We start from the raw sequence: 23,775 nt of genomic DNA, 5'->3' as shown, positions 1-23,775 counted from the left end.
ATGTTACTCAGTGGGATATCACATCTCATCTGCAATGGTTCGATGTCGGTAAAAGGGTCAATTCTGGCGTTTCACGGGAGTATCCCAGCCATCTTCATCAATCAGTTGCCACTCGATAGCACCGGAAACACCCTCCGGTACTGTGTAATGCCGCAGCCCTTTCGGTGGGACCATCTGTCGCAATTGCGTGTTATCCAGAGCGGTTCCTCCCACTTTCAGACGAGAGAAGGTGAGCCAGTAAGGCGTCGGGTTTTCTGCCGTCAGGTGAGTTCCGTTGAGGCGAAAGCGTAATTTCCCGGCAACATCTGCTACAGCACGTTTAGCCAGCCCTTCAGGGCGATAAAACACTTTGAGGCTGTTGACGACGGCCAGTGTGACTTGACTGGTGGTTTCGTTTTGTACTCGCTGCTCAGGCGCTATTTGAGCCGGGATCCCTTTCATCGAAAGGAAAAATACCGATTCCCGGTCTGTCGGCAGTACGACATCGTTACGCCGGATGCGCAGCCCCAGCTCTCCGCCCGGTTCCATCCGGGATAGCGGCGGCGTGACAATGAAAGGCATTTGCGCACCTTCCGCCACATCCATGCTCACTTCACCGGTCACGGGATCGACGGGCCTTATCAGGGACTGCATCAGATACGGAGTGGTTGTCTTGTTGTATATCTTCATCGTGACCCCCTTTTTTTCTGTTGCTGGGTAGATCACGCGAAGTACGTAGAAGGTAATGCCCGTGTTTTCTGTTGAGGCCAGTGCACAGGAAGGAATACCGGCCATCAGGCCCAGGCAGCAAAACGCCGTTAAACGGCGGAACAACAGTGTCAGCTTCATAGCGTCTCCTGTTTCTGGTTAAGAGACCTTTGGCAGGAGGTGGAAAGAGCCCCGTAGTCGTTAATCGCCTGCCAGCGGATATGCTCTAAATTGACTTTGGTGGGATAAGTCAGCACCCCGTATGGAGGGAGCATTAATGGGTGTGTCTGCAGATCTGCGGGGGCCCCATTCAGGATCAGCGTACCGAGCGTCTGGTGATAGGCCGTCGGGTTCTCAATACGGACGTTCTGGGCGCTTTGAGTGAATCGCAACGCACATATCTGTGATTCTGTCGGAGCGTCCAGGCCCTTCGGGCGATAAAACAATTTGAGACCGAAACGCATACCTGCCGACATACGAAGTTGAGAGTCGTTTTGGTTTTCTCCGGCAGGAATGGTCAGTACCGACAGAGAGAACAGGGACTCGCGATCTACCGGCAGTGAAGAGATTCCCTGCGGTAAAAAGCGAAGAATTTGGCTGCTGTGCGGGGCGAGTCTGAACAACGGCGGCGTAACGATGAAAGGTGCCGCGTGAGCACCATCCAGCGTCTGTGCAACGCGACTTTGAACCAGAAACGTTCTGTCACTGGTGTTGGTTATCGTCAGATTTTTTATGTTCCCTTTGGCGTCAACGATTACCCGGGTCTGATTCAGGCTGATACCGCCCTTGTCGGCTTCCCCGTTGGCGGCGCTGCTCGTTACAGGCAGCAGCAGGCCTGCCCCAGCGACAAAAAGCGCGAGGGAAAGAATGGATCCTGATGTCATATGTACCTCAGTTAAAATCCAGTTTGAATACGATGCGGGCGGTGACGATCCCTGCTGTCGCTGTGCTGCAGGTTGTCGCATTACCGCAGGTCAGCCCGGCGTAGAACTGCAGGTCCTGGTCGGCAGGGACAGCGCCAGAGGCGGCCAGCTCGAATTTGCTGCCATCTTTTACTGCCTGATAGCTGTAATCGGGAGGGGTATCACTTTTTACGAGCATGACGCCCATGCCGGTTGCGGTTGAGCCCGCACTGCTGCGAAACAGCCATTTACCTGCCTGATTGATGCCTTCGCCGCTGACGTACACGGCCGGTTTTAACCCGGGGACTGAGCCGGTACAGCGGCTCACGGTCAACGTAAAAGGCTGGACGGCTTTCAGGGTTGAGGCCGCCATTTCCTTCAGATGAATTCTTCCGAGCGGCAGGGTGTTTTTATCCAGATCGAAGGTGCAGGTGCCCGACGTCAGCACCGCCGAAAAGTTAAGATCAATAGCCTGCGCCTGGGGACTCAAAAGCCCTGAAAGAATGAAGATTATGCCGTGTTTCAGCGTGTTACGGGAGTTGATGGCTGAACGCATGGACGCCGCCTCCATCATTAATGGTTTTCCATTTCACGGTGCCTTTTACGCTGGAAATGGCCCATTCTGCGGTAGCGTAGGGGGCGATCATTTTCTGTTCGGGCGTGGACAATGGGAGGGCTTTTCCACCCACACTGATGCTGGCAAAGCTGACAAAATAGGGAGAAGCATTACTTACCTGTATCCCTTTTGCCGTTCGTGAAAATTTCAGGTCGCGCTGGGCGTCATGCGAGGAGCCTGGCAGGCTTGCCGGGCGGTAGAACAGTTTAATTATCGCGCCAACGCCGAAGCGCACCATACCCTTCGCATGTTCCGTTTGTTCGGTCATATCCGGCTGCTGGCTGGCGGGGATGGCGGTGGTACGGAAATAGAACACCGATTCGCGGTCAGACGGGAGGTGAGAGACATCTCGCGCGACAATCCGTAATTGGTTTGTGCTGCCGGCATTCAGGCGTACAAGTGGGGGAATGACATCGAACACCGCGGCTTTGGCATGGGTAACCGAACGGCTGATTTCTGCCTTGACCAGATAAGGTGTGCTGGCCTCCGTATTCCGAATTGTGGCGCTGATGCTGGCGTCACCCTGCGGGTAAATCAACCGTGTGGCATCGACGCCAAACCCTGCCGCCTGTGTGGCAGCGGATACGGTTAGCAGCGCGGTGGCGAAGAGAGCTGGTGAAATGAAACGGGACATGTGGGTATCCTGTGTTGCCAGGTGAAGCGGGTCTGACGACCCGCTGATAAAAGGCAATCAGTTGTAAGCGAATTGGAATGACACCGGCGCTTTCATTCTTCCGGTACCTGGAGTGGCAGTCAGGCCGGCCAGAGAGGCTTCCATGGACAATATTTTGCCATTGAGGTCGCCTGGCGCCGGGGTATCGCTGGTTTTCGCCACTTCAATCTCAGTACCGGCATCGAAATAGGTAGTTTCACTGGCTTTGTTGAACATCACGCCGTAGCCGCCGGTTGCATCGTCAGAAAAAATGTTGTTGTTACCGAACAGGGTGTTGCCGTCAATGATCAGGCTGGCGGTATGTGCCACGGTGTCAGTTGCTACGTCACAGTTAGACAAGTGCAGAGTGAAGCCTTTGGTACTGGCAGGGACGGGAGTTTTCGCTCCGGCCGCAGTAAATGCGGCAGGTTTGTGGGTACCCAGATCCAGTAGGCTGGTTGATGAAGTCACATCACAGGTGGCAGCCTGAATATTGCCCTGAACGGTGATCACGGCGTTGTCTGCAGCGTTAGAAATACCTGCAACAGACATCAGCAGCAGTGCCGCAGGGGCAAGAGTGAATAAAGACTTACGCATTTTTCTTTCCTTAATACTTTTTAAGTTTTCAATGTTCCGCTTTTTAAAACGGTGAGATAAATAATATTTCAAACATGAAATAACCAGAGGGTGCAGCAAAGAACTGACAGTAAAAAACCAAAGTATTGAGCCGAATATTTCATGTTTTCACGAGCGTGTATTAGGCTTTCTCGTGTTGCTGAATAATAAGGTAAAGGCCATGATGCCGAATAGTCGGCGGAGGATGTGTTCTCTGTAGTCGACCCATGATGATCTTGTAGGGGGGAGACTACATTGCTTTTTCTCTGGGTATTAGCCTGTGTTTGTTGGTTAAGATGCCGCGTAATTTAACGTGTAAAATATAAACTTGGTTATTATCGTTTGTTTATTTTATCAATATTGCATCTCTATACAGAGACTAAAAGGAAGTGATGGTATTACATGTTATACCGTCAAGTGATATCGGATATTGGTTAATATCGTCATGAATCTGTGGCAATAAAGTCGTCAATCGCCTGATTCAGCCTTTGGACACCGGCCAGTGTTTCATCCAGCCTCTGGCCGGCAAGCTTAGTATTATCCTGTCGCGCATAATGGTTCTCCAGTTGCCGACACTGCATCGCCACGGCCGCAGCGCCGATAATTTGCGCCGAGCCGGCTATGCGATGCAGGTTACGGGTCAGGCCTTGCGTATCGTTATCATCAAAGCAGATCACTGCCATTTGCATATCCCGCAGGTTTTCATCGCGTGTCGTGCGCAGCAGGTGAAGCAGCATTTCGTTGTCCTGGTGCACCAACTCACGCAGCGCATTGATATCCAGCAAATTTTCCAGGTCGCTGTATTTAAGCGAGGAGGAGCCTTGGCGATGATGGATACCCTGAAGCAAGGCCTCCAGCTGTGGCAGGCGCAGCGGTTTAAACAGGCAATCATCCATTCCTGCGGAGAGACAGCGTGCCCGCTCTTCAGGCTGGGCGTTAGCGGTAAGGCCGAGAATGGTTAAAGGTTCGTGCTGCAGTTTGCGCAACTGCCGGGTCAACGCCAGCCCGTCCATCACCGGCATATTGCAATCAGTGATCACTACATGAACGTCGTGGTTATGCCATAGCCTGAGCGCCTGCTTGCCATCTTCGGCCTCAATCACCCTGTGTCCCAGCCGGTTTAGCTGGCGCTTGAGCAACAGGCGGTTAGCCGGGTGATCGTCCACCGTTAAAATAGTGAGCGGCAGATGAATGTTGCCCGGCAGCGGAAGGGTTTCGCCCGCGACAGCCTCCCTCTCGCGGGTGAGCACCGGGAGGCGCACGCAGATGCTGGTGCCCCGGTTGGGCTTGCTTCGTAGCCGGATAGTACCGCCCATCATAGAGACCAACTGTTCGCAAATCGCCAGGCCCAGCCCGGTTCCACTCTGTTTTTTGCCGGACTCTGACTGCTCGTAAGGATTAAATATCAACGCCTGTTCCGCCTCAGAAATACCGATTCCCGTATCGGTAATCGTGATTTCCAGCAGCGTTTGTTGATTTTCTCCGGGCTGGCAGTGTAATTGCACCTCAACCGAACCGCGTTCGGTGAACTTAATCGCGTTACTGATAAGGTTGGAGAGGATTTGCTTCAGCCGCATCGGATCCAAAAGCAGCTCATCGGGATGAAGCAGATCGGCCTGATGGTGCAGCCGTAAGCCTTTCTGGCGAGCCAGCCCTTCAAAAACCCGGACAACCGGCTTGGCAAGGGCGTCAAAGCGCACCCATTCCGGTGCCAGTTCGAGCTTGCCGGACTCAATTTTGGCGATATCCAGGATACCGCCAATCAACCCCATCAGCGATTGCGCCGAGTCATAGGCGACGCGTACGGCTTCGGTATCGTTTTCCGGCTGCCCTTTGCTGGTTACCGCCAGCTCCAGCAAACCGATAATGGCGCTGATCGGCGTCCTGATTTCGTGGCTCATGGTCGCGAGAAAGGTACTTTTCGTTCGGTTCGCCTGTTCTGCTCGTTCCCTGGCCTGAGAGAGATCGGCCAGTAAGCGCTGATGTACAGTGATATCCTGCCAACTGCAAATTAACCCGGCTATCTGGCCATGATAATCGTGGAAGGCTTCGGCTTGATAAATCACATCCCGTGTTTCAACGCCGTTGTAGATAGTGCCGCGCTGCGGCATCACGCCATGGCCGCTGTTCATCAGCAGCGTCATCTGTTCCTGGTAGATGGCGTGCAGCGGATGACCCGATACGCAAGGTTGCAATTGATTGACTTCCGCCGAACCATGGCTGAAGAACTGGTCCCAGGCCGGATTGTTATTGACCATTGTGCCCGTTTTATCGATGACGCAGACCGGCACCGGCGTGCCGTTAAACAGGGTTTCCAGAAAGGTAGCCTGCTGCTGTAGAGACGCCTGCGCTTCTCTACGCAGACACACAGCGCGATGCAAATGGTAATTCCAGAACAATGAGGTCAGCACCAGCAGCGCAAAGATACCGGCTAACCAGTAAAACTCCTGGCGGTAGGCGAGCCAGGTTTCCAGCTTAACATCCGGTGTGCCTTGCCATTTGGTTGCCAACTGCGAGATATCTCTGGGCGGAATGTCCGCCAACGCTTTATTCAAAATACTCAAGAGTTCGGGGCTATCGCGGCCAACGCCAAAGGCTATTCTTGCCGGGTCTTCCCCCAGGCGAGTGGCGATACTGAGGCGGCCACGAAAGTAGCGGTCAATCATGTAACGTGCCCCAATCAGGTTATTGACCGCACCGTCCACGAGTCCTTCGTTGACCATCTGCATCGCTACGCTGGTGTTTTCGACCGGTATCAGTTTGATATGGGGATAGTTTTCGTTAAGCCAGCCCGTTAATGCATGGTTCGGCGTAATGGCTATAGTGCTGGTATCAGCAAGCGTTTTAGGCAGGGCTAATCTGTCCCGGCTGACCATGACATAGGGTGGCAGGACATAGGGGCGGGTAAACAGAACGTTGTTTTCCCGATCGGGGCTGAATGCCAGGGAACCAATAAAATCGGCCTCATGGCGCTGGACCATGGCCAGCATACCGTTGAGGGTCGCGGCCTCGACCATCGTGAAATTTATCCCGGTACGCAGGTGGATCAGGCGCAGCAGATCGGCAGTCATGCCGTTAAATTTATTATGGCTATCGTAAAGCGTAAATGGGGCATCCAGCGAATTAATCACCACCCGCAGCTCTTTGTGTTGCTCAAGCCAGCGTTGCTCTTTTTCGCTGAGTTGAAGGCGGGGAGTGGGTTGCCCCAGGCCTTGCCCCTGGCTCCAGTGCCTGAAAATGGAACCGTGCTGCTGTGGCGTAATAGCCGCAAGAACCGTATTCACACTTCGCTGAAGCGGGGCATTACCCGCGGGGAAAACAAATCTTGGGCCGGTATTCTGATCCTGAAAAACCTTCACTATAGACAGCGTCGAGGCATAGTTACGCTCAATCAAATAGCTGGCAGAAATCAGATTGCCAATAAAGTAGTCATTCTCGCCAAAGGCGACCGATGAAAGCGCGCTTTGGGCAGAAGGATAGCGAGTGATACTGGCGCCGGGGTAGTGTTCCTCAACCCATGCGTCACTCAGGTAGCCACTCGGCATTGCGATGCGGCTCCCTGCAGGCAGGGGAGCCAGAGCCGACATTGCCGTTTCACGGGAGACCAGAACCGGATGATCGGCAACAAACTGACGGCTCTGCAGTAAACCCGTCTCGGGCAGGCTTTGGCCGCCGGCATCGTCGAGCAGCATATCGCTGTCGCCGTTGTTTAATCCCTCCAGCGCCAAATGCCGATTGGGGTAGTAGAGAATTTGAAAGCGCAGCCCCAGATAACGTAATGCCAGCAGGGTGTAGTCTCCCGATATGCCTTCCAGCGTGTCGCTGTCTGTCACCAAATCAAAAGGGGGATTATCCGGCGCATAAACGGCGACGTTTAATTCTCGTTTTTCGCCAAGCCAGCGCCAATCGCTATCTTCAAGGGTGAAGAACAGGGGGACCAGAGCTTCCCGGCTGTGCAGACGCATTGGGGAGGGAGCCTCGGCCCTGAGCCCCGCGCAGGCAAGACTCAGGATCAGGCAGAGTGGGACCAATAATCGATGCATGGTGCTATTAGTCGATATTATTACGCTGGGTGAATTCGTAGAGTTCAACCATGGTGTGTATTTCCAGCTTTTGCATCATCCGGCGCTTGTAGGTACTGACGGTTTTATCGCTAATTTTCATTAGCTGCGAGATTTCAATGACCTTTACTCCCCTGGCCAAGAATGCCAGGACCTGCAATTCCTTAGTCGAAAGGCTGGCCATTTTTTGCTGATCGCTCAGTTCATTACCGGCCATTCCCGAGCGCCCACGGTTTAATGGGAAATAACCATAGCCGCCTTTAATGGCGCGAACCGCATCATGGAGTTCGGTTAAGTTATTGCGTTTGCTGATAAAACCATCGGCACCGACGCTGATGCAACGTTTTACGTAATGCTCGAGATCTTTTCCGCTTAATACCAAAATGCCGCCGGTGTAACCATTATTCCGCAGCCGCTGAACCAAATCGATGCCGTTAAGGGAGGGCATATCAATGTCGACAATAATCAGGCCAGGCGACAATTTTCTGGTCAGCGCCAGAGCTTCCAGACCGTCATCGGTCTCACCACAGACCACCATCTTATCTTTCTCCAGCAGTAATCTGACCGCCAGACGAACAACCGGATGGTCATCAACAATAAGAACATCCTTCATATTACTGTCCTGTTAATTAATGTCTGTCGATAAAATAGAGTTTGCAGGTGCTGTTGTTTTTAGAAGAGTAAATAAATAACATAATGTTGGCAATGATTAATTTTGTCATATTTCCCCTACATTAATTTACTCTTTCCCCTACAGGATAAACATCCATTCCTGATTTTAACTTTAAGGCGTTTGCCGGAAAATATAATGTTTTATGCGTGTTCAGATAGAACCATTTTTAGCTTAAATGGCTGGCGGTGGATTTTCCATGATTAGAGATGACAGGGGGAAGGTAAAACGCCATGCCCAACACAGCTAGCGGGCATGACGTTCTGGTGATGGCGTTTTATTGGGTTCGCCACCGTCGTTTGTTTTCCGTGATCAGGGTTCGGCTGCGGATAATCTTATTGTGGCGATAAAAGCTAAATATGCTGATTAACAGCAGTGTGCCTATTTTAAATAATTCGAGTGTCATTTTTTATCTTTTTAGTAGTTATGATTTTTTATGTGAAGAAAGCTTGTGCGTAAACGCACCCCTGCATGGAAGTCGTTGTCTAATTTCGGTGTGTTGTTGCGTTGCCTTACAATAGCAAAATGGCAGTCATTACCCAGGTTAATATTGAGCCGAATAAAACTACTGCCAGCGTTAATAGGCTCGTCGGGGCAGTGTAAAGAAATTGCTTAATCATGGCTTTCCACTCTATGGCGTTATGTTGACCAGCCATAAGCATAATGAGAACGACGGGGATCCGTACATCAGGGGGGGATGGCATTCGTGTAGGGTAAGGATGATCTTTACGTCGGGCGCTCTTGCTATCAAGGTCTGCTTTGGTGCATTTGAGCGTACAAACAGCCTAACGCCTAACCGATACAATCCCTTATGTTGCGGCTTGATCCTGATGGCGGCTACGTGGCGCCGATCGCCGGAATACCGGAGGCGGTGTTCCGCCTCCGCAGAGACGGAATGACTCAAGGCTTGAGCCCCGGAAGAACGGACGCTCAGCTATCGCTTTTTTCGGGCAGTGACACCAGCAAGACATCGGTTTTGGCATTGTTAATCAAATGACGGGATGTCGGCATGAGTCGGCTCAGGAAATTATGCCGATGCCCGCAGATCAGCAGCTCGATATGTTTTTCAAACAGGATTTTTTCGATTTCCCGATTAAAGTCACCGACGACCTCCAGTGCTTCGACAATCGAGGATGTATCATAGCCGCCATCGAGTAGAAATTTCTTTAACAGGTTAACGTCATCGTTAATCACCCGGGTTTGAAAGCTATCCAGAGGATCGATAACCACGCCAGAATACAGCTCACTGACATCGACGCCGACATGCACGACATACAACTTCGCCTGAGTGGCATGGCTGAGAGAAAGGGCGCGGTCGAGCAGTTTCTTGTTGTTGTCTTTTAAGTCCAATGCCACAAGTATATTTTTATAAAGCATACGGCTCTCCTTTTCTATTCTGATTGTCTTGATAATAGCGTCTACCCAGAAGGGTTTTAAATCAAACCTGAATAACCGGTCAGGGTAACGACTTTTTTATATTAATGTGGTCGTTGAATTTAAAGGTTAACAATGTTTATTATCAATCGTCGAAAGCAAAGTCATCGAGAAGCGTAATATCAAAGGAGGTGATTATCCGTTAATCCTAGGTAGCTGGCGTTAAGTATGCAATTTGTGAATCCAATTTTCTGGTTTTGGGGGAGTGATGACTTCCGACTTTTGCTCCCTCATTTTTTAACGATAAAAATTTATTATTAACATGATGCCAACAACATACTGACGAGGAAATAAGATGAAAGATTTGCTGGATAAATGCAGTGATAAAGGGTGTTCCATCGATATTGGCTCGGTACTGGACAACGAGAATTGCACGGTGACCGTCACTAACCATTTCGATACCTATGAGCAGGCCATGGCACACTTTGAGGAGATGAAGATCCGTGCCAACAACGTGGCATCTGAAAAGTACCCCTGCCATTTGTCTCATACCGTCAAGATATTGAATAAAAAGTATATTGCCAGGATCGACATGACGTTTTCCTGCCAGGCAGAAGCGATTATCTTTGAGTTGGAGATGCAGCATCGTATCCACGACTAATCCCGCCGTTTAATTTTCCAGGTTATGAAATCATGAAAGATATGACAATAGCGATCGTCATTTGTGAGAGAGAACTGACTCGTTTTATTCAGGGGCGAATTTGCGACATCAATCAGGGGACGGAAACGCCTCGTCTGGCGGTGGCTTTTATCCAGAAATACGGCAGAGGCATGGCCGATGCATTGTCATCGGTCTATGGTACGGCGGTCGCGGGTGAAAGTATTATTAAAATAACCGAAGGAAAGTTAAGCCTGATAGACCCTGACTGGAGTGAACATAATAAAGACAGGTTTTGTGCACGCCCAGCCGATCTAAAGTTAACGCCTCCTTAATTTATAGACAAAATACCGGGAAGGATAATGCAATGGATTATGCTGTTGCTGGCCATATTATTTGAGGTGATGGGAACCATTTGCATTAAATACGCGCAGGTCTATGAGTGCGATAAACTTTACCTTATTACATTAATAGCGATATGCATTTCCTATTTTTTCTTTGCCAAAGCAATCAGAACCATTCCTCTGGGCATTGCTTATGCCCTATGGGAAGGCATTGGCATTATACTGATCGTTTCTTTGAGTTATCTGCTGTTTCATGATTCGGTATCGCCCCTCAAGCTATTGGGTTTTTTATTCATTATCTGTGGTATTGCCTGTCTAAAATGTGGGGTAGTCAAACCTGCCGCGAGCCGTTAAGCCTTGTGCGTCGAGAGAAGAATGCTGGTTTCGGTGCTGGAAATGCCATCGATGCGGCGGATGCGGCCCAAAATTTTATCGAAATTCTCCAGGCTGTCGGTGCGGATTTCCACCAAAATATCCCATTTACCGTTGGTCGTATGCAGGGTGAAGACCGACGGTTCGATACGTAATTGCTGCAACACACTTTGTGCACGGGTGCCTTCAACGGCCACAGACATCCAGGCGCGAATGCGGTTATGTTCCACGCCTGGCTTTATGCGGATGGTGTAGCCGGTAATGATTCCCTGCGCTTCCAGCGCCTCAACTCTTTTTTGTACCGTAGCGCGCGAAACTCGCACCTTATTGGCGATCTCGGTGATCGAAGCACGGGCATTTTCACGCAGCAGGGCGAGGATCTGGCGGTCGGTGTCATTCATGTTGTCAAAGTGTCACGGGTTGGTGTCGGTTTGTAAAAATATAGAGCAATTTAGCCAGTTATCACACTGTTTGGCGTCAAATTGATTTTCCATAATGGGGGCGCATTTTCATCCCCGATCCCAGTGAGAAACAGCATGCAAACCACCCAATCCGTTTTTATGGTTCGGCCATCTGGCTTTGCCGCCAATCAAGAAACCCGGCACAGTAATTTCTTCCAGAAAGACGCGGTGAATCATGAAGATCACGCGGTGGGAGCCTTAGCTGCCTTTAACGGTTATGTCGACGCGCTGACGCAAGCTGGCATCGAGGTGACGGTGATAGAGGATACTGGCGGACAGGAAACGCCGGATGCGTTATTCCCCAATAATTGGATTGCACTGCTGGCTGACGGCAGCCTGTACACCTTTCCGATGGAAGCCAACAACCGACGACGGGAGCGCCGCGAGGACATTATTGCGCAGCTCGCCAACGATTTTAAGGTTGAACGACAGATTGATCTTTCCGCCTACGAGCTGACAGGGCGTTTTTTGGAAGGCACCGGCTCGCTGATCCTGGATCACGTTCACAAGCTGGCTTACGCCTGTCTGTCGTCACGAAGTTCGCCGGACGTAGGGCGCGAATTTGAGCATCACTCCGGCTACCGGATTATCTGGTTTGACGCTGCAGACCGCCTCGAGCGGCCCATTTATCACACCAACGTGATGCTGAGCGTCGGCGCGCAATATGCCGTTGTTTGCCTTGCCAGCATCCGCGACCAAGCGCAAAAAAGCGTGCTGATCGCCACGCTGAAGCGCAGCGGAAAAACCGTTATTGACGTCAGCTTCGCTCAGATGGAGGCCTTTGCCTGTAACGTGCTGGAACTGCGAGCCAAAGACGGCCACCCGGTTTACGCCATGTCGACCCGGGCCTGGGCCAGCTTCACGCCACAGCAGCAAGCGCTGATCGGCGGCTATGCCCGCCTGGCGTTAGGGCCGATCGATATCATTGAAGATCTCGGCGGCGGCGGGGCGCGCTGCATGTTGGCGGAGATTTTCCTGCCAAAGAAGCTCTCGCTGGCCTGAGACGGCCCATACTCAGCCTAATCCCAATTGATTGAGCAACATTTTGTTCAGCTCGGTGCTCTTGTTGACGTTGAGCTTGCGCATTGCCGAGCGTTTATGGGCGCTGATTGTCTTTTGGCTGCGGTGCAACATGCCGGCGATGGTGCAGGCAGACATGCCGGTGCTCATCAGCCTCAGCACTTTTTTTTCGCAGTGGCTCAGGGCGGCGATGCGGCACTGCCGGCATTTCCAGATGCCGCTGGCGTGCAAGGCGACCCAGGGTTGCTGGCAGAAACGTTCCAATGCCAGTTGTAGCTTGCTACGGATGACGGCGTCATCGTCGCGCCGATTAATGCAAAACAGCGCCGGATGCTTATGCGCATAGTGAGCTTCGCGATCGTTGAGGATCAGCACGGTCATTTGCCGGTGGCGTGGCGTCTGATAAGGGCTTTGATAACAGCGGGCACAGCCGCAACCCTCTTCCAGCGTGCGGAAGATAATTTCTATCGGCTCCAGTTCCTGCAAATCAGCCGAATAACCACGACGGCTTGCATTGAGACCATTAAGGTAATCTTCGACCAACAGGCGCAGACCAAGCTGATAAAATTTATCGTTACCCAACAGGGTGAACCGAATATTAAGCATAGTTACTCCTCAAAGCGCAGATCGTGCGGAAACAGTCGCTTGGCTTGACGTTGCAGACTGGTGGCTCGCTCGGGGTGTTGCAGCAATCGGCTGACGGCCATCAGGTTGATGTAAATATTGGCTTCCGGACGCACGCGGATTTCGTTTTCCGCCCACTGTTGGTAGCTCAGCAACGTCGCCGTATCACGGGTTTGCGGGTATTGCAGCAGCCGTTGTAACTGCACGTCGTAGTCGTAACGTACCTGCCAGGGCGTCGGCGTGATGACCCTGCCCATAGGGTCGAATTGCCGCAGGCCACTTTTTTCCACGGCGGTAATAATCAACGCGCTGTGCAGGCCGTTGAGCAGATAAGGCACCATCAATGCCGCGATGCCTGCGGCGGCCAGCCGCAGCGGGGTTTGAACACGGGAGCGCAGCGGCAAACGGCGGCGCACGTCGGCGGCGCGCAGGATCGCCAGCAGCAGCACCGCATGGGCAGCAGAAAGGTAAAGTGGGTACTCCACCATCATATGTAGCAGGATGGGCAGCGCCGCCATCCAGGGGGCAGGGCGCAAAGGCAGCGCGCGCGTGCGTTGCAGCAAGCGCCAAAACCCCCAGCAGATCACGGCGACACCACCCAGGCTCAACAAGCCGCCTTCGACGCCCCACAGCAATATTTCGTTGTGCGGGTGGCTGATAGCGACAGTTTCCATACCCGTGCTATGGGTGGTGTAAAAGTGATGCAGGAAATCGTGCTGGAAATGCCCATAGCCCCAACCGAACCAGGGGCGCTCGGCGATCATGCGCAACGCCTCCAGCCAGTAGGCCAGTCGATAAACAATCGGCTCCGCCACGGTGATTGCCCTTGTGGCACCGTTAAGCATTACCAGCAGCAGTCCGGCGGCTATCCCAGCAATCAGTAAAAGCACGGCGACGGCGGCACGGCGGCGATGGAGGCGGTACAGCACCCACAGCTGGAACGGCGACAGCAATAGGGCCGCCAGCACCCCAACGCGTGAGGCAATAACGATCAACAGCAGCGGTGCCAGCACCAGCATGCTTGCTGCCAGCCATTGCAGATGGCGCGGCAAAGGGCGACGGGTGCTCAACAGATACAGCGCCAACGCCAGGCCGGTGGCCATAAAACTGGCCATCAGGTTCCATTGTTGGAAGATGCCGTAAGGGCGATTTTTCAGGCTGTTGTAACCGATCCAGTTACCCGGTTGCAGCAGCGCGTATTGCACCAGGCCGAACACGGCTTCGATCACCGTTGCTGCCAATAACAGCATCAGCAGGTTGCGCCTGCGTACGCGGTCGAGCGGAATTTGCAGCAGTGCAAAGTAAGCGAGCACGCCGAGTACCAGCCCCATCAGACGCGGCAGGGCTTCACTGAGCCAGGGCTGCTGTGCCCATAACAACGGCAATAATAGAATCAGGCCGCCCAGCGCCAGCCGGTTAAAAAAGGCCGAGGTCATTAACGGCGGGCGGCTGAACAACATCGCGCCGATAACTGTCAGGGCGATGAAAATCCCACCGACCAGATTCCACGGCAGGTAAAACCCGCTGCCGCCGCGATTGGGCCAGTAAATGTGCATGGCGATCAGGCAATAAAATGCCGCCAGCCCGAATAACCAGGCCGCTTTGGGTTTGGACATCATGACGTTTTCCTGCAACCGCCGGGCTTACTGGTAAGCCAGTACGAAGTTGGCCACCGAGCTGAATTCACCCTCGGTAATGGTTTTATTCTGTATCGCGCTGGGGTGGCCTTGCACATAGGCGGTGAAATTCAGGATATTGGCACCGTCCTGCAATGCCACTGCGCTGGTGGCCTGGTTCAAATCAATGTCGGCCCCCTTGCTGTCAAACAGGGCGATGGCGGCACCGTTGGTACCGTTATTGATCGCCAGTTTGCCCGGCAGTTCGCTGTCTTCGGTGCCGCTGAAGGTGACATTGACCGATTTGAACACCGACGTTTTACAGTCGGTCAGCTTGATGTTGAACGGCACCGGGTTGCTGTGACCGTAGCGATACAGGGTTTTGACGATCACGGTGTCCATCTCCACCACCTGATCGGCCGATTGCGGCTCAATATTGCACGGCCGGCTCACGACGGTGCCGTGAAACTGTAATGGCGAACCGACCAGTTCGGTATCTGCCAGGGTGGGCAGCGTTGCAAACAATAAGGGTGTGCAACTCAATAGTGCTAAGGCACGCAAACGCATCGTCTTTTCTCCCTGGGCTACTCGAAGGCTGCCACTATGGTGGCTGAGGCGTTAAATTCCCCTTCCGCGATTTCCTTACCGCCGCTGGCCAACGGTGCGGCAACCAAATTCCAACTGCCGCCGTTACCGATGTTGGGCACCGGGTAAAACTCATTGGGGATCACCAGGCTACCGTTATGTTTGATCTCGATACCGAGATCGGTTTTATCGGTTTTAAACGCGTTGTTGCTGAAGGACGCGGGGGTGCCGGAGACCGCCAGTTTGATATTCAGCGTGCCGTCTTCGAAGCTGCCGCCTTCACACTGAAAACGCACCGGTATGCTTTGTGGATAGCTGGTGCCGTTCAGGTTGCTGCCGCTGATTTCACCGAATTCGACGTTGATCAGCTGGCCCTCATTCACCACGCATTTATCCGGCACATACAAAATGGCGGACTGAATAAACACCTGCGCCATCGGGTTAGGGCCGAACCCTGCGTCGGTTGATCCTAACCGGCCATACATCTCGATGATTTGCCGGTCATTAATCTGCACGCCGTTGATGATTTTTTTGCGCACCCGGAAGGTGACCTTGCCCTTGGATCCGCTTTCATAGTTATTGATCTGCGCATAAGGCGGATTACATGAGTGGTTGGTGTATTCATTGGAGACGTTGTAAAAAGGCACGGTGACATAGGCCTTTTTATTACCGGCAATCCACACCTCGGCTTTTAAATCCAGGTAGTCATTCAGTTTTAAATAACCGTTGCCGTATTCGGAAGGCGGCAACGCCGAATCCGACTTATAAAAGTGTGGGCTGCGGGGGATTGGCGTATCACAATAGGCTTTGCCGGTATATTGACCGCCTAATGAGTAGGTGAACTCTTTGGTAAAACCGACGGTATTGGTAATGTTGGTTTCGTTCAGATCGATATAAAACGGCTTCGGGCCGCCGTCTGGCGTCACATAGCCGTTAGCCCAAACCACCGGGGCCGACAGCGCCAGTGCCAGCGGCAGGCAAACGTTCAGGTAGGTTTTTTTCATCGCGTTTTTGAACCTCACAGGTAAATCACCTGAATGTGCGCCACGCCGGAAAAGCCGGCCGCCATCACTGCCCGCTGCGTTGATTCCACGCTGGCGCTGAACCACAACGTATTGCTGCCGGGTTGCAGAATGTAGGGCTGGCTCTGTTGGTTGAGTGACAGCGCACGCCCCTGCTGATCCTTCAACCGCAGGCCAATACCTTGCACGCCGCCGTTAAGTTTCAGCAGATCCGGGTTGTTGATATCGCTGTCGCCGAGAAACACCAGCGTGGCCGCTTGCTCACCTTTTAAATAAAGCTGTCCGGCATCGCCGTTTCGCTGGCCTGCCGGGTTATCCGCGAGTGCCTTGGCTCCCAGCAGACAGTTGCGGAACGAGAGGCGAAAACGCACCGGCGTGCTCTGGTCGCCGGCATTTTGGAAGTCACGTGCGTTGACGTCGCCCAAATCAATGGCCTGATCCTGGCTGTCCGGCGTCAGGCTGCAGGGGGAACTGAGCAGGCCGCCATGAAAGCTGACGGTGCCCGTGGTGCCTTGGATTACGCCCAGTGGCGTCGCCGCCGTTGCGCTGCCGGTGAACAGCAACACGCCGAGCAGCAGGGGCCGCAGACGGCCGCCGGTGAATTCAGCCATGTGGGATCTCCTTATTTTTTCGCATCGGGCACGGCGTTGCAGACGCTGCCATTACAGGCAAAGCGCAGCTCAGGGTGGCCGCCGTAGTCATTGATATAGGTGATGACAAAGCTGTTGAGGCCGTTGTCGCGCAGCTTGAGGGTTTCGCTGGATTTCGGTTTCAGCATGACGGGCTGGAAATCGCTCAGTGCGCCGCCACCTTGTTTCTGCGTCTGACGGGTCATGCCGGTCAGGGTGATATAAAACGGCGTAGGGTTTTCAACGGTGAAGCCGCCAGCGCTTTTGTGGAACACCAGCTTTTCCTGCCACACGTCACCTTTTGGCGCGACGATAGCCTTTGGCCGGTAAAACAGTTTGATCTGGGTTTGCAGCGCCAACTGCATCACATTGGTTTTGCTGCTTTTTGGCGGAATTTCACGCAGGTTGAAATAGAACACCGATTCGCGATCCTGCGGCAGGCGATCGGCCTCCGGGGTCTTGGTGATACGCACTACGCTGCGTTCGTTGGCCTCAACCCGCTGCAATGGCGGCAACACCACCAGAGGCGACGTGATTTTCTGGTGCTGTTCGTTTTCCAGCCAAGACTGGGCCAGGAAAGGCAGTTCCTTGTTCTCGTTGACAATATTCAGGCTGATGGATTTCGCGTCGCTAAGGTAGACGGCACGCGTACGATCCAGCGATATTGCCGCATTGGCGACAGGGGCTGCAGCGGCCAATGCCAGGCCCAGCGCGGCCATTTTTGCTAACGGTGAGTTATTCATAGTCATCAATTCTCTGTGTTACGGATTACAGTTTGGCGCACGGCAGCAACAGCTGGTCCAGCGGCTTGGCGGCGCCCGGTATGACAATGCGGCACTGGCGCTGGCCTTCCCAGGCGACATCCAGTTGCTCTTGCGGCTGTACACCGGTCAGATAGACCGAGCCACCGTCGTTCACTACCGCCACTTCGCGGCCACGCTCGCTCAGCACCGTGGCACCAAACGGCGGCTCGCTGCCGTCGGCCAGTTTGATGGTGGCCAGCAGTTTGCTGCCTTTCACGACCTCAAAGTGGCGGTAACCGATGGCACCTTCGGTCAGCGTGCCTTGCACCACCGCGCGGGTGGCTTCAACATCGTCTGCCAGCGTATTGACGTCGATACGGGTGTCGGTGTTGTAGTAACTGGTGATGTCGGAGATCACCGCCAGGCCGAAGCGGTTGCTGTAGGCGCGGCCGTTGTTGATTGGCACCCCGGCAATACCGTCGGTATCCAGCATCATCCGGCTGCCGCCGTTGCTGGAGTTTTGGTGCGCGGCAACGCCATGTCGGGTAGCGGTAATGCCACTGCGGAAAGTACCGCCAATCGACGAGTAGCTGTCCTGCTGGTAAGACGCGCTGGCGTTGAGCGAGCCAAATGACGCGTTATGGCTGTAGTAGCCACGGGCCAGTGATTTACCGGATTGGTTAAAGCCGCCGCTGACCTGCCAGGTGTTGTTCGGATCGGTGTAGTCGTTGTAGGACGCCATCTGTGTAACGTCGCTGTTGCTGGTCTGCAGCGAGTAACCCACTCGGCGGCGATCGCCAATGGGCACGCTGAAGTTCACCATCACGCTGTCATCGGTACGGCCGTGGTAGGTCGTGCGATACGCCGACAGCGATGCGGTGATGTTGCTGACATTGCCGACGTTGAATAATTTGCTGGCGGACAATCCGTAACGATCCTGTGCCCTCGCGTCCCAATAGGTTTGGTGCGAATAGGTCAGGTAGGCGGTGATCGCTTTGGCGCTGTCTTCCGCCATAAAGGTTTTGCTGGCGGTAATGGTGTACAGCTCTTTCTGGCGCCCGTCGTAGCGTTCATCGTAGTCGCTGTAGCGTTCTTGCAGATACTGCGACATGTTCATGAATTTACGCTGTGAGAAGCGGTAGCCGGCGAAGGTAATCTGGCTGTTCAACTCATCGAAACGTTTGGCGTAGTTGACCTTGAATGACAGGCCACTGGCGGTCGGTTCGTTGGGCAGGCGGGCGATGGACTGAGTCACATCCACCGACATGGCGCCAAACACGTTCAGGTCACGGCCCAGGCCGAGAGCCCAGGCGTTGTAATCACCCCCAATCAGTGCCCCGCCGTACAGTGACCAGGCGCTGGTCAGCCCCCAGGAGAAATCACTGGCGGAGAACAACGACCCCTGCATGCGATGATCGTAAGCTGAGGGTTTGCCCACGGCGACGTTGTAGCGCACATAGCCAGGGCGCGTCAGGTAAGGGATGGTCGCGGTATCTACCTGGAAAGTGGACACGCTGCCGTCCTGCTCTTCCACTTTCACGTCCAGTCGACCACGTACCGAACTGTTGAGATCCTGGATGGCGAACGGCCCGGCGGGGACGGTCGTTTCATACAAGGTGCGGCCTTCTTGCGACACGGTAATCTTGGCATTGCTTTTGGCAATACCGCGAACTTCCGGCGCATAGCCCTGCAAGTTTGGCGGCAGCATGCGTTCGTCGCTGGCCAGATTCAGGCCGGTAAAACGGTAGGAATCGAACACGCCCGAGTCGAGGAAAATTTCGCCAAGGGTCAGTTTGGCGGCCTGCATCGGCAGCGCGCGGTAGGCGTAGATCTGGTTCCAGTCGAAATTACTGTCGCGTTCACCGGCCTGCTGGTTGTAATTGGCCTGATAATCAGCGCGCAGGCGCCAGGCACCCAGGTTGGCACCTACGGTCCCGTAACTGCTGAGATTTTCTGCGGTGTTGTTATTGTGGCTCTGTTTACCGACCTGGCCGCTGATGCTGTAATCCAGGAGCAATCCGGGGATGCCGTCATCCCATTGTTCCGGTGGCGTCCAATCCGGATCGGAATATTTCATCCAGGCCTGGGGGATAGTGATCGCCAGTACGCCGCCGCCGATACGATCGGAAATCGTCGCCCCTTTGATGCCACTGATATCGGCGCAGCTGTTGTCGTGCCACAGGGTGATTTTCTTGGCGGCCTCTTCTTTCAGCGCCATTTTTTCGACCAGATCCGGCGGCAGGCATACACGGGAGCGATCCTGTTTATCCGACGACGGATAATAGTGAATGCTGCGCTGGGGCAGGGTTTTCTGGTTGATTTTAATATCCAGCAGATAGGCGCCGGGCATGACGTAATCGGCGTCGGAAAAGCGTGATAAATCCACTTTACTGCGTTCGCCAATATCTAATACGTCGGTATTAAATTCCGTGGCGGAAAAAGCCGAATGCACCCAGAGGAAAGATAGAATGACGGTGAGGGGTATTTTTTTCCGTGTCAGTAATGACGTCATAGAATAATCACTCATGGCAAATCCGCGCCCAATAGCAGGTCATCCTGTACGACCTGAATACGTAATACGTGATGTCATTCAGTGCCAAAAATTGGCACTCGCCTATCAAGGCGTTACAGATAAGACAGGGTAAATTTTGCCAGTGAGTTGAATCCGCCGGCTCGGGCCCTGTCAGGCTGAATGCGTAGCTGGGCGCCAAAGCGCAGCGTATTGTCGCCGGCAACGATCTGGTAATCCGCGGTGGTGCTACCTAAGGGGATCGGGGTACCGGCTGCAGTCAGCAGCTCAATGGCTACGCCCTGTGCTTCACCATAAACACCCAATAACGCGGGATCCCGGCTGTCTGCGGTACCGTCGAAAGTGACGGTGGCGGCGCGATAGATAAAGTCGGGTTTTACAATGCTGGCCAGTTCGCAATTCACCAGCTTGATCTCAAAATTGCGTCGGCTGCCGATCAGGACCGGCTGTGAACCCAAGGAGGCATCGGTCATGGATACCAGCCCGAAATCGACGGTCTGATCCAGGCTTTCACTGGCAATGCCGCACGGGGTTTCGACGATTTCGCCGCCCAGACTGAGCGTGCCGTGGCCCTGATTTTTTGCCGCCGCTTCTGCGCTACACACGCTGAGCGCGATAAGCAGTACGCCCAAAATTGGGTTTGTCATGCTGGCGTCTCCCTGTTGCCTTTGGTCCCGTTACCCACTATCCGTACAGGTAAAACGGGGACACCAATACGGCGTCCCCGAGGGGATTACAGGTATGCCAGAGTGAAGTTTGCAACGCTGGTGAATTCGCCTGGAACCACGGCGCCAGAAGCGCTGCTGCCTTGCAGATAGGCGGCGAATTTCAGGGAGTTGTTGCCTTCGGTCAGGCCCTGGCCGTCGGTTGCTGTACCCAGCTCAACATCTTTGGAATGCAGGTTGTCATAGATCATGATGCCAGCGCCGGTTGCGGTGCCGCTCAGAGCCAGAAGTTTGTTGTTATCTGGATCCGGGGTACCTGTAAAGGTCACTTGGACGTTCTTCATCGTCGCGATGGAGCAGTCTTTCAGTTCGATGCTGAATGGCTCGGAGCTGGATTTACCTTCTTTAGCCAGCAGACGGCTGCTGATTTGGCCCATAGGTACAGTCTGATCAACAGATTCCGGTGCTACGCTGCATGGCGCATCAATAATTTCACCGGTAAAAGTGACTTTACCGCTACCCTGGTTAGATGCGGCATGAGCAACAGATGCGGAAGCGAAAGCAATCACAGTTGCCAGCATTAATTTATTCAGTTTCATTTCTCAAGTTCCTGTAGAGAGTATTTAAATAAAAAGAACAGCACATCTAAATCCCCCACAACAGCAGCAACGTCATGTCGCCGACGCCGTAGTTGGAGCCAGATCCTTTTGCTCTGGGCAATACGCCACCCTCCATTATTCATGAGTGAATAACGAAAGTTTTCAGAATTCGTAAAATCGAAATCCTTAAAAGAAAAATAGGTATATCACCATAGCGTCTTGCTGGGATTATTCTTGCAAATAATAGGCGTGATTGGGAATAGCTTTTATTAATTTAAGTCAAATACAGAATATAAAACCAAAAGGAAAAAGAAATATATATGATTGAAAATCAATAGATCGTATACAAATATTATCCAGAATAAATGACTATATAAATGGCAATATGCGAGATATTAGATCGCCATAATTAGCGTTCACACTACAATTAACAATATTGTTTTGATAATATCGCCATCAGACAGCAGATGATGAATTCTGGCTGTTAATCTTGGGGTAAAAGTTAACTCTTTGTTTTGAAAGGTAAGCAGGTCAGTAATACTGGCTTGGAATGCGGCTTTTATTCATCGTTGCGACGATAACTTCTTTTCGGTGCTTAACAAAATTATAACAATTTCAGTGGGGCGGGATTATTACCCATTCCCTTCCGTTATTGCGATTTTTTGTTATTTAACTCGTTAGGATTAATCAGAAACGGTCAGATCCCGCAGGGCTTCGCGACATAATAATGACCTAAGTGATAATTAAGAGATGATAAACGGAATGATTACCATAATTAATGATTCAATGCGCCGTTCTGCAGTCACTACATCTGTACTGATAATGTCTTTCTTACTGCTGTCAGGTTGTGCAGGGAAAAACAGTGTTGGTACTGTTGCTGTGAAAAATGTTTCACAGAACAATCCTAAGGAAAAAACCGATGAGCAACGTATCGCGCTCTGCCAGCAGCGGGTTAATTCACTTAAGAATATTAATCCGCAAAGCTATCAGAAACGGATTGCTTATTTTAACGGGTTACTGACCAACGCTTCTGGATATGCCGGTATTCGCAGCAATGTTGATGAAAGCACGCGTAAGGCGATAGACGCGCTTTATAAGTATAAAACCGAGAAATTCTGCGCTGACGTTGAACATGAGCTGATGTCCGATCTGTCCAGCCGGGTAGAGAGCTTATAGCGATGAGAAAGTGCGCGGAAGGAGCCGCTGCTTTGCTGTTGTTATTGGCGGGACAGACGGCGTTTGCGGGGGATGACGGTATTCCCGCGCTGTTGAAATTTGCCGAGCAGCAGGCGGCGCCGGTGGCGGAAAAAGCCCCACCGGAGACGCAGAAGCCGGCTATCGCCAAGCCCAAACTTGCCACGTCAATAGGGGCGGAGAGGGCTCGGTTGGCAGCGTTGAATCAGACCTTACAGCAACAGGCTGACACTATCCGTCTGCTGGAGCAGAAATTGGCGGCTCAGAATGCGCTACCTATGCCAGTCATCGAGGAACCCGTGGTTGATATTCAACCACTGGTGGCGGCGCTGAAGGGGATCCGTCGGGCCATCGCACCTCCCCCGGCGCTGGTCGCCATGGCGGCATCCTTGGCACGGCAACAACGGGTCGCCACAGAGCAAGATCGGCAGTTGCAGCGGCTTCGCCATCAGTTGGCAACCCTGCGGCAACCGCCATCTCTGGCCAGCGATGTGGATAAACAGGCCTATGCCGCTGGCGTTTCGCTTGGGCGTGACATCGTGCAGCTGCAAGAAGAGAACCGCCTACTGGGTATCGATGTCGATCGATCACGTTTGCTGGCGGGCATCGCCGATACGCTGACGGGCAAGCCGCGGCTGGATGATGCGGCCGTTGACAGCGCGTTGCAGGCGGCAGACGAGGTACTGCAACAGGTTCAGCAGAAACGGCAGCAGGCCATTGGGCAGGATGGCAAGGCTTACCTTGCCGATTTCGCCAAACAACCTGGGGTGCAAAAGGATCCGCTCGGCTTCTATTACCGCGTGGATTATGCCGGCAGTGGTGAGATAGCTGCAGATGACAACGTCGATATTGTGGTGCGCGAGAGCCTGCCGGGTGGGCAAGTGATTAAGGATATGGACGTCGCCGGCACGGTGATTTCACAGCCGTTAGCAAAATACCCACCGTTGTTTCGCGCAGCCATCAGCAAACTGAACAAACACGGATCCATTACGCTGGTGGTCCCCCCTGCGCTGGCGTATGGCGATAAGGGAAGTCCACCTGCTATTCCACCGGGAGCAACCATGATTTACACCCTGCGCGTAGCCGACGCGTTACCGCAGGACAGGAGTAGGCGAAAGTAACTCAAGGAGAACGCG

24 protein-coding genes are annotated in these 23,775 nt (G+C 53.1%); 6 read left to right on the top strand and 18 right to left on the bottom strand.

Annotated elements, in window-relative coordinates; all coding sequences use genetic code 11:
• Nucleotides 1-57 precede the first annotated feature (57 nt).
• From JOE25_RS23105 to JOE25_RS23070, 8 genes are all read right to left on the bottom strand, one after another.
• Complete coding sequence (locus JOE25_RS23105; protein WP_209639295.1) at nt 58-828, bottom strand: molecular chaperone; 771 nt, start codon at nt 826-828, stop codon at nt 58-60.
• Nucleotides 825-1,571 carry a molecular chaperone gene (locus tag JOE25_RS23100; protein WP_209639292.1) on the bottom strand — a complete coding sequence of 249 codons (747 nt, stop codon included), beginning with the start codon at nt 1,569-1,571 and terminating at the stop codon, nt 825-827. Before JOE25_RS23100 ends, JOE25_RS23105 begins: the two co-directional genes overlap by 4 nt.
• Before the next feature lie 7 nt (nt 1,572-1,578).
• Nucleotides 1,579-2,163, bottom strand: a complete 585-nt coding sequence (locus JOE25_RS23095) for a fimbrial protein (protein ID WP_245210067.1) — start codon at nt 2,161-2,163, stop codon at nt 1,579-1,581.
• On the bottom strand, nt 2,120-2,839 hold the full coding sequence (locus JOE25_RS23090; RefSeq protein WP_209639289.1) for a molecular chaperone: 720 nt from the start codon (nt 2,837-2,839) through the stop codon (nt 2,120-2,122). Before JOE25_RS23090 ends, JOE25_RS23095 begins: the two co-directional genes overlap by 44 nt.
• Before the next feature lie 57 nt (nt 2,840-2,896).
• Nucleotides 2,897-3,454, bottom strand: a complete 558-nt coding sequence (locus tag JOE25_RS23085) for a fimbrial protein (protein WP_209639286.1) — start codon at nt 3,452-3,454, stop codon at nt 2,897-2,899.
• Nucleotides 3,455-3,915: 461 nt separating this feature from the next.
• Complete coding sequence (locus JOE25_RS23080; RefSeq protein WP_245210066.1) at nt 3,916-7,437, bottom strand: transporter substrate-binding domain-containing protein; 3,522 nt, start codon at nt 7,435-7,437, stop codon at nt 3,916-3,918.
• A gap of 85 nt (nt 7,438-7,522) precedes the next feature.
• Nucleotides 7,523-8,146, bottom strand: coding sequence for a response regulator (locus tag JOE25_RS23075; protein WP_209639280.1), 624 nt, complete (start codon nt 8,144-8,146; stop codon nt 7,523-7,525).
• Nucleotides 8,147-9,133: 987 nt separating this feature from the next.
• Complete coding sequence (locus tag JOE25_RS23070; RefSeq protein WP_209639277.1) at nt 9,134-9,580, bottom strand: universal stress protein; 447 nt, start codon at nt 9,578-9,580, stop codon at nt 9,134-9,136.
• Between the two features lie 352 nt (nt 9,581-9,932).
• On the opposite strand from JOE25_RS23070, the gene JOE25_RS23065 reads away from it, so the two are divergent.
• Genes JOE25_RS23065 through JOE25_RS23055 form a run of 3 tightly spaced genes read left to right on the top strand, consistent with a single transcriptional unit; the run spans nt 9,933 to nt 10,933 of the window.
• The gene (locus JOE25_RS23065; protein WP_209639273.1) at nt 9,933-10,238 is read left to right on the top strand and encodes a DUF406 family protein; all 306 of its coding nucleotides are present in this window, start codon (nt 9,933-9,935) and stop codon (nt 10,236-10,238) included.
• Nucleotides 10,239-10,270: 32 nt separating this feature from the next.
• Complete coding sequence (locus JOE25_RS23060) at nt 10,271-10,570, top strand: hypothetical protein (protein WP_209639270.1); 300 nt, start codon at nt 10,271-10,273, stop codon at nt 10,568-10,570.
• 27 nt (nt 10,571-10,597) lie between these two features.
• Complete coding sequence (locus tag JOE25_RS23055) at nt 10,598-10,933, top strand: multidrug efflux SMR transporter (RefSeq protein WP_209639267.1); 336 nt, start codon at nt 10,598-10,600, stop codon at nt 10,931-10,933.
• Here JOE25_RS23055 and JOE25_RS23050 read toward each other — a convergent pair.
• The gene (locus JOE25_RS23050; protein WP_209639264.1) at nt 10,930-11,352 is read right to left on the bottom strand and encodes an Lrp/AsnC family transcriptional regulator; all 423 of its coding nucleotides are present in this window, start codon (nt 11,350-11,352) and stop codon (nt 10,930-10,932) included. The two genes, JOE25_RS23055 and JOE25_RS23050, sit on opposite strands and share 4 nt — an antisense overlap.
• Nucleotides 11,353-11,487: 135 nt before the next feature.
• Here JOE25_RS23050 and JOE25_RS23045 point away from each other — a divergent pair, with 135 nt between their 5' ends.
• Nucleotides 11,488-12,414 carry an arginine deiminase-related protein gene (locus JOE25_RS23045; RefSeq protein ID WP_209639261.1) on the top strand — a complete coding sequence of 309 codons (927 nt, stop codon included), beginning with the start codon at nt 11,488-11,490 and terminating at the stop codon, nt 12,412-12,414.
• Between the two features lie 12 nt (nt 12,415-12,426).
• Here the strand turns inward: JOE25_RS23045 and JOE25_RS23040 are convergent, their stop codons facing one another.
• The 9 genes from JOE25_RS23040 to JOE25_RS23000 form a co-directional block, all read right to left on the bottom strand.
• Nucleotides 12,427-13,038, bottom strand: coding sequence for a LuxR family transcriptional regulator (locus JOE25_RS23040; RefSeq protein WP_209639258.1), 612 nt, complete (start codon nt 13,036-13,038; stop codon nt 12,427-12,429).
• Nucleotides 13,039-13,040: 2 nt separating this feature from the next.
• Nucleotides 13,041-14,675 (bottom strand): Wzy polymerase domain-containing protein, encoded by a 1,635-nt coding sequence (locus JOE25_RS23035; protein ID WP_209639255.1) that lies wholly within the window; start codon nt 14,673-14,675, stop codon nt 13,041-13,043.
• A 24-nt stretch (nt 14,676-14,699) separates the two neighbouring features.
• Nucleotides 14,700-15,239, bottom strand: a complete 540-nt coding sequence (locus JOE25_RS23030; RefSeq protein WP_209639253.1) for a fimbrial protein — start codon at nt 15,237-15,239, stop codon at nt 14,700-14,702.
• Nucleotides 15,240-15,256: 17 nt separating this feature from the next.
• The gene (locus JOE25_RS23025) at nt 15,257-16,261 is read right to left on the bottom strand and encodes a fimbrial protein (protein WP_209639467.1); all 1,005 of its coding nucleotides are present in this window, start codon (nt 16,259-16,261) and stop codon (nt 15,257-15,259) included.
• 14 nt (nt 16,262-16,275) lie between these two features.
• Nucleotides 16,276-16,890: a fimbrial protein gene (locus JOE25_RS23020; RefSeq protein ID WP_061808539.1), complete on the bottom strand. Its 615-nt coding sequence runs from the start codon at nt 16,888-16,890 to the stop codon at nt 16,276-16,278.
• 11 nt (nt 16,891-16,901) lie between these two features.
• Nucleotides 16,902-17,627, bottom strand: coding sequence for a fimbria/pilus periplasmic chaperone (locus tag JOE25_RS23015; protein ID WP_209639465.1), 726 nt, complete (start codon nt 17,625-17,627; stop codon nt 16,902-16,904).
• Between the two features lie 49 nt (nt 17,628-17,676).
• Nucleotides 17,677-20,178, bottom strand: a complete 2,502-nt coding sequence (locus JOE25_RS23010) for a fimbria/pilus outer membrane usher protein (protein WP_209639250.1) — start codon at nt 20,176-20,178, stop codon at nt 17,677-17,679.
• 98 nt (nt 20,179-20,276) lie between these two features.
• A complete protein-coding gene (locus JOE25_RS23005) occupies nt 20,277-20,828 on the bottom strand; it encodes a fimbrial protein (RefSeq protein ID WP_209639247.1) in 552 nt (183 codons plus the stop codon).
• A gap of 86 nt (nt 20,829-20,914) precedes the next feature.
• Nucleotides 20,915-21,445: a fimbrial protein gene (locus tag JOE25_RS23000; RefSeq protein WP_209639245.1), complete on the bottom strand. Its 531-nt coding sequence runs from the start codon at nt 21,443-21,445 to the stop codon at nt 20,915-20,917.
• 762 nt (nt 21,446-22,207) lie between these two features.
• Here JOE25_RS23000 and JOE25_RS22995 point away from each other — a divergent pair.
• Nucleotides 22,208-22,621: a hypothetical protein gene (locus JOE25_RS22995; protein ID WP_209639242.1), complete on the top strand. Its 414-nt coding sequence runs from the start codon at nt 22,208-22,210 to the stop codon at nt 22,619-22,621.
• 2 nt (nt 22,622-22,623) lie between these two features.
• On the top strand, nt 22,624-23,760 hold the full coding sequence (locus tag JOE25_RS22990; protein ID WP_209639239.1) for an FKBP-type peptidyl-prolyl cis-trans isomerase N-terminal domain-containing protein: 1,137 nt from the start codon (nt 22,624-22,626) through the stop codon (nt 23,758-23,760).
• The last annotated feature ends 15 nt before the right edge of the window (nt 23,761-23,775 follow it).

It is taken from the genome of Serratia sp. PL17 (genome assembly GCF_017832355.1).
GTDB lineage: Bacteria > Pseudomonadota > Gammaproteobacteria > Enterobacterales > Enterobacteriaceae > Serratia.
Note: the sequence above shows the minus strand (reverse complement) of the source record. Positions and strands in the feature narration are given on the sequence as shown.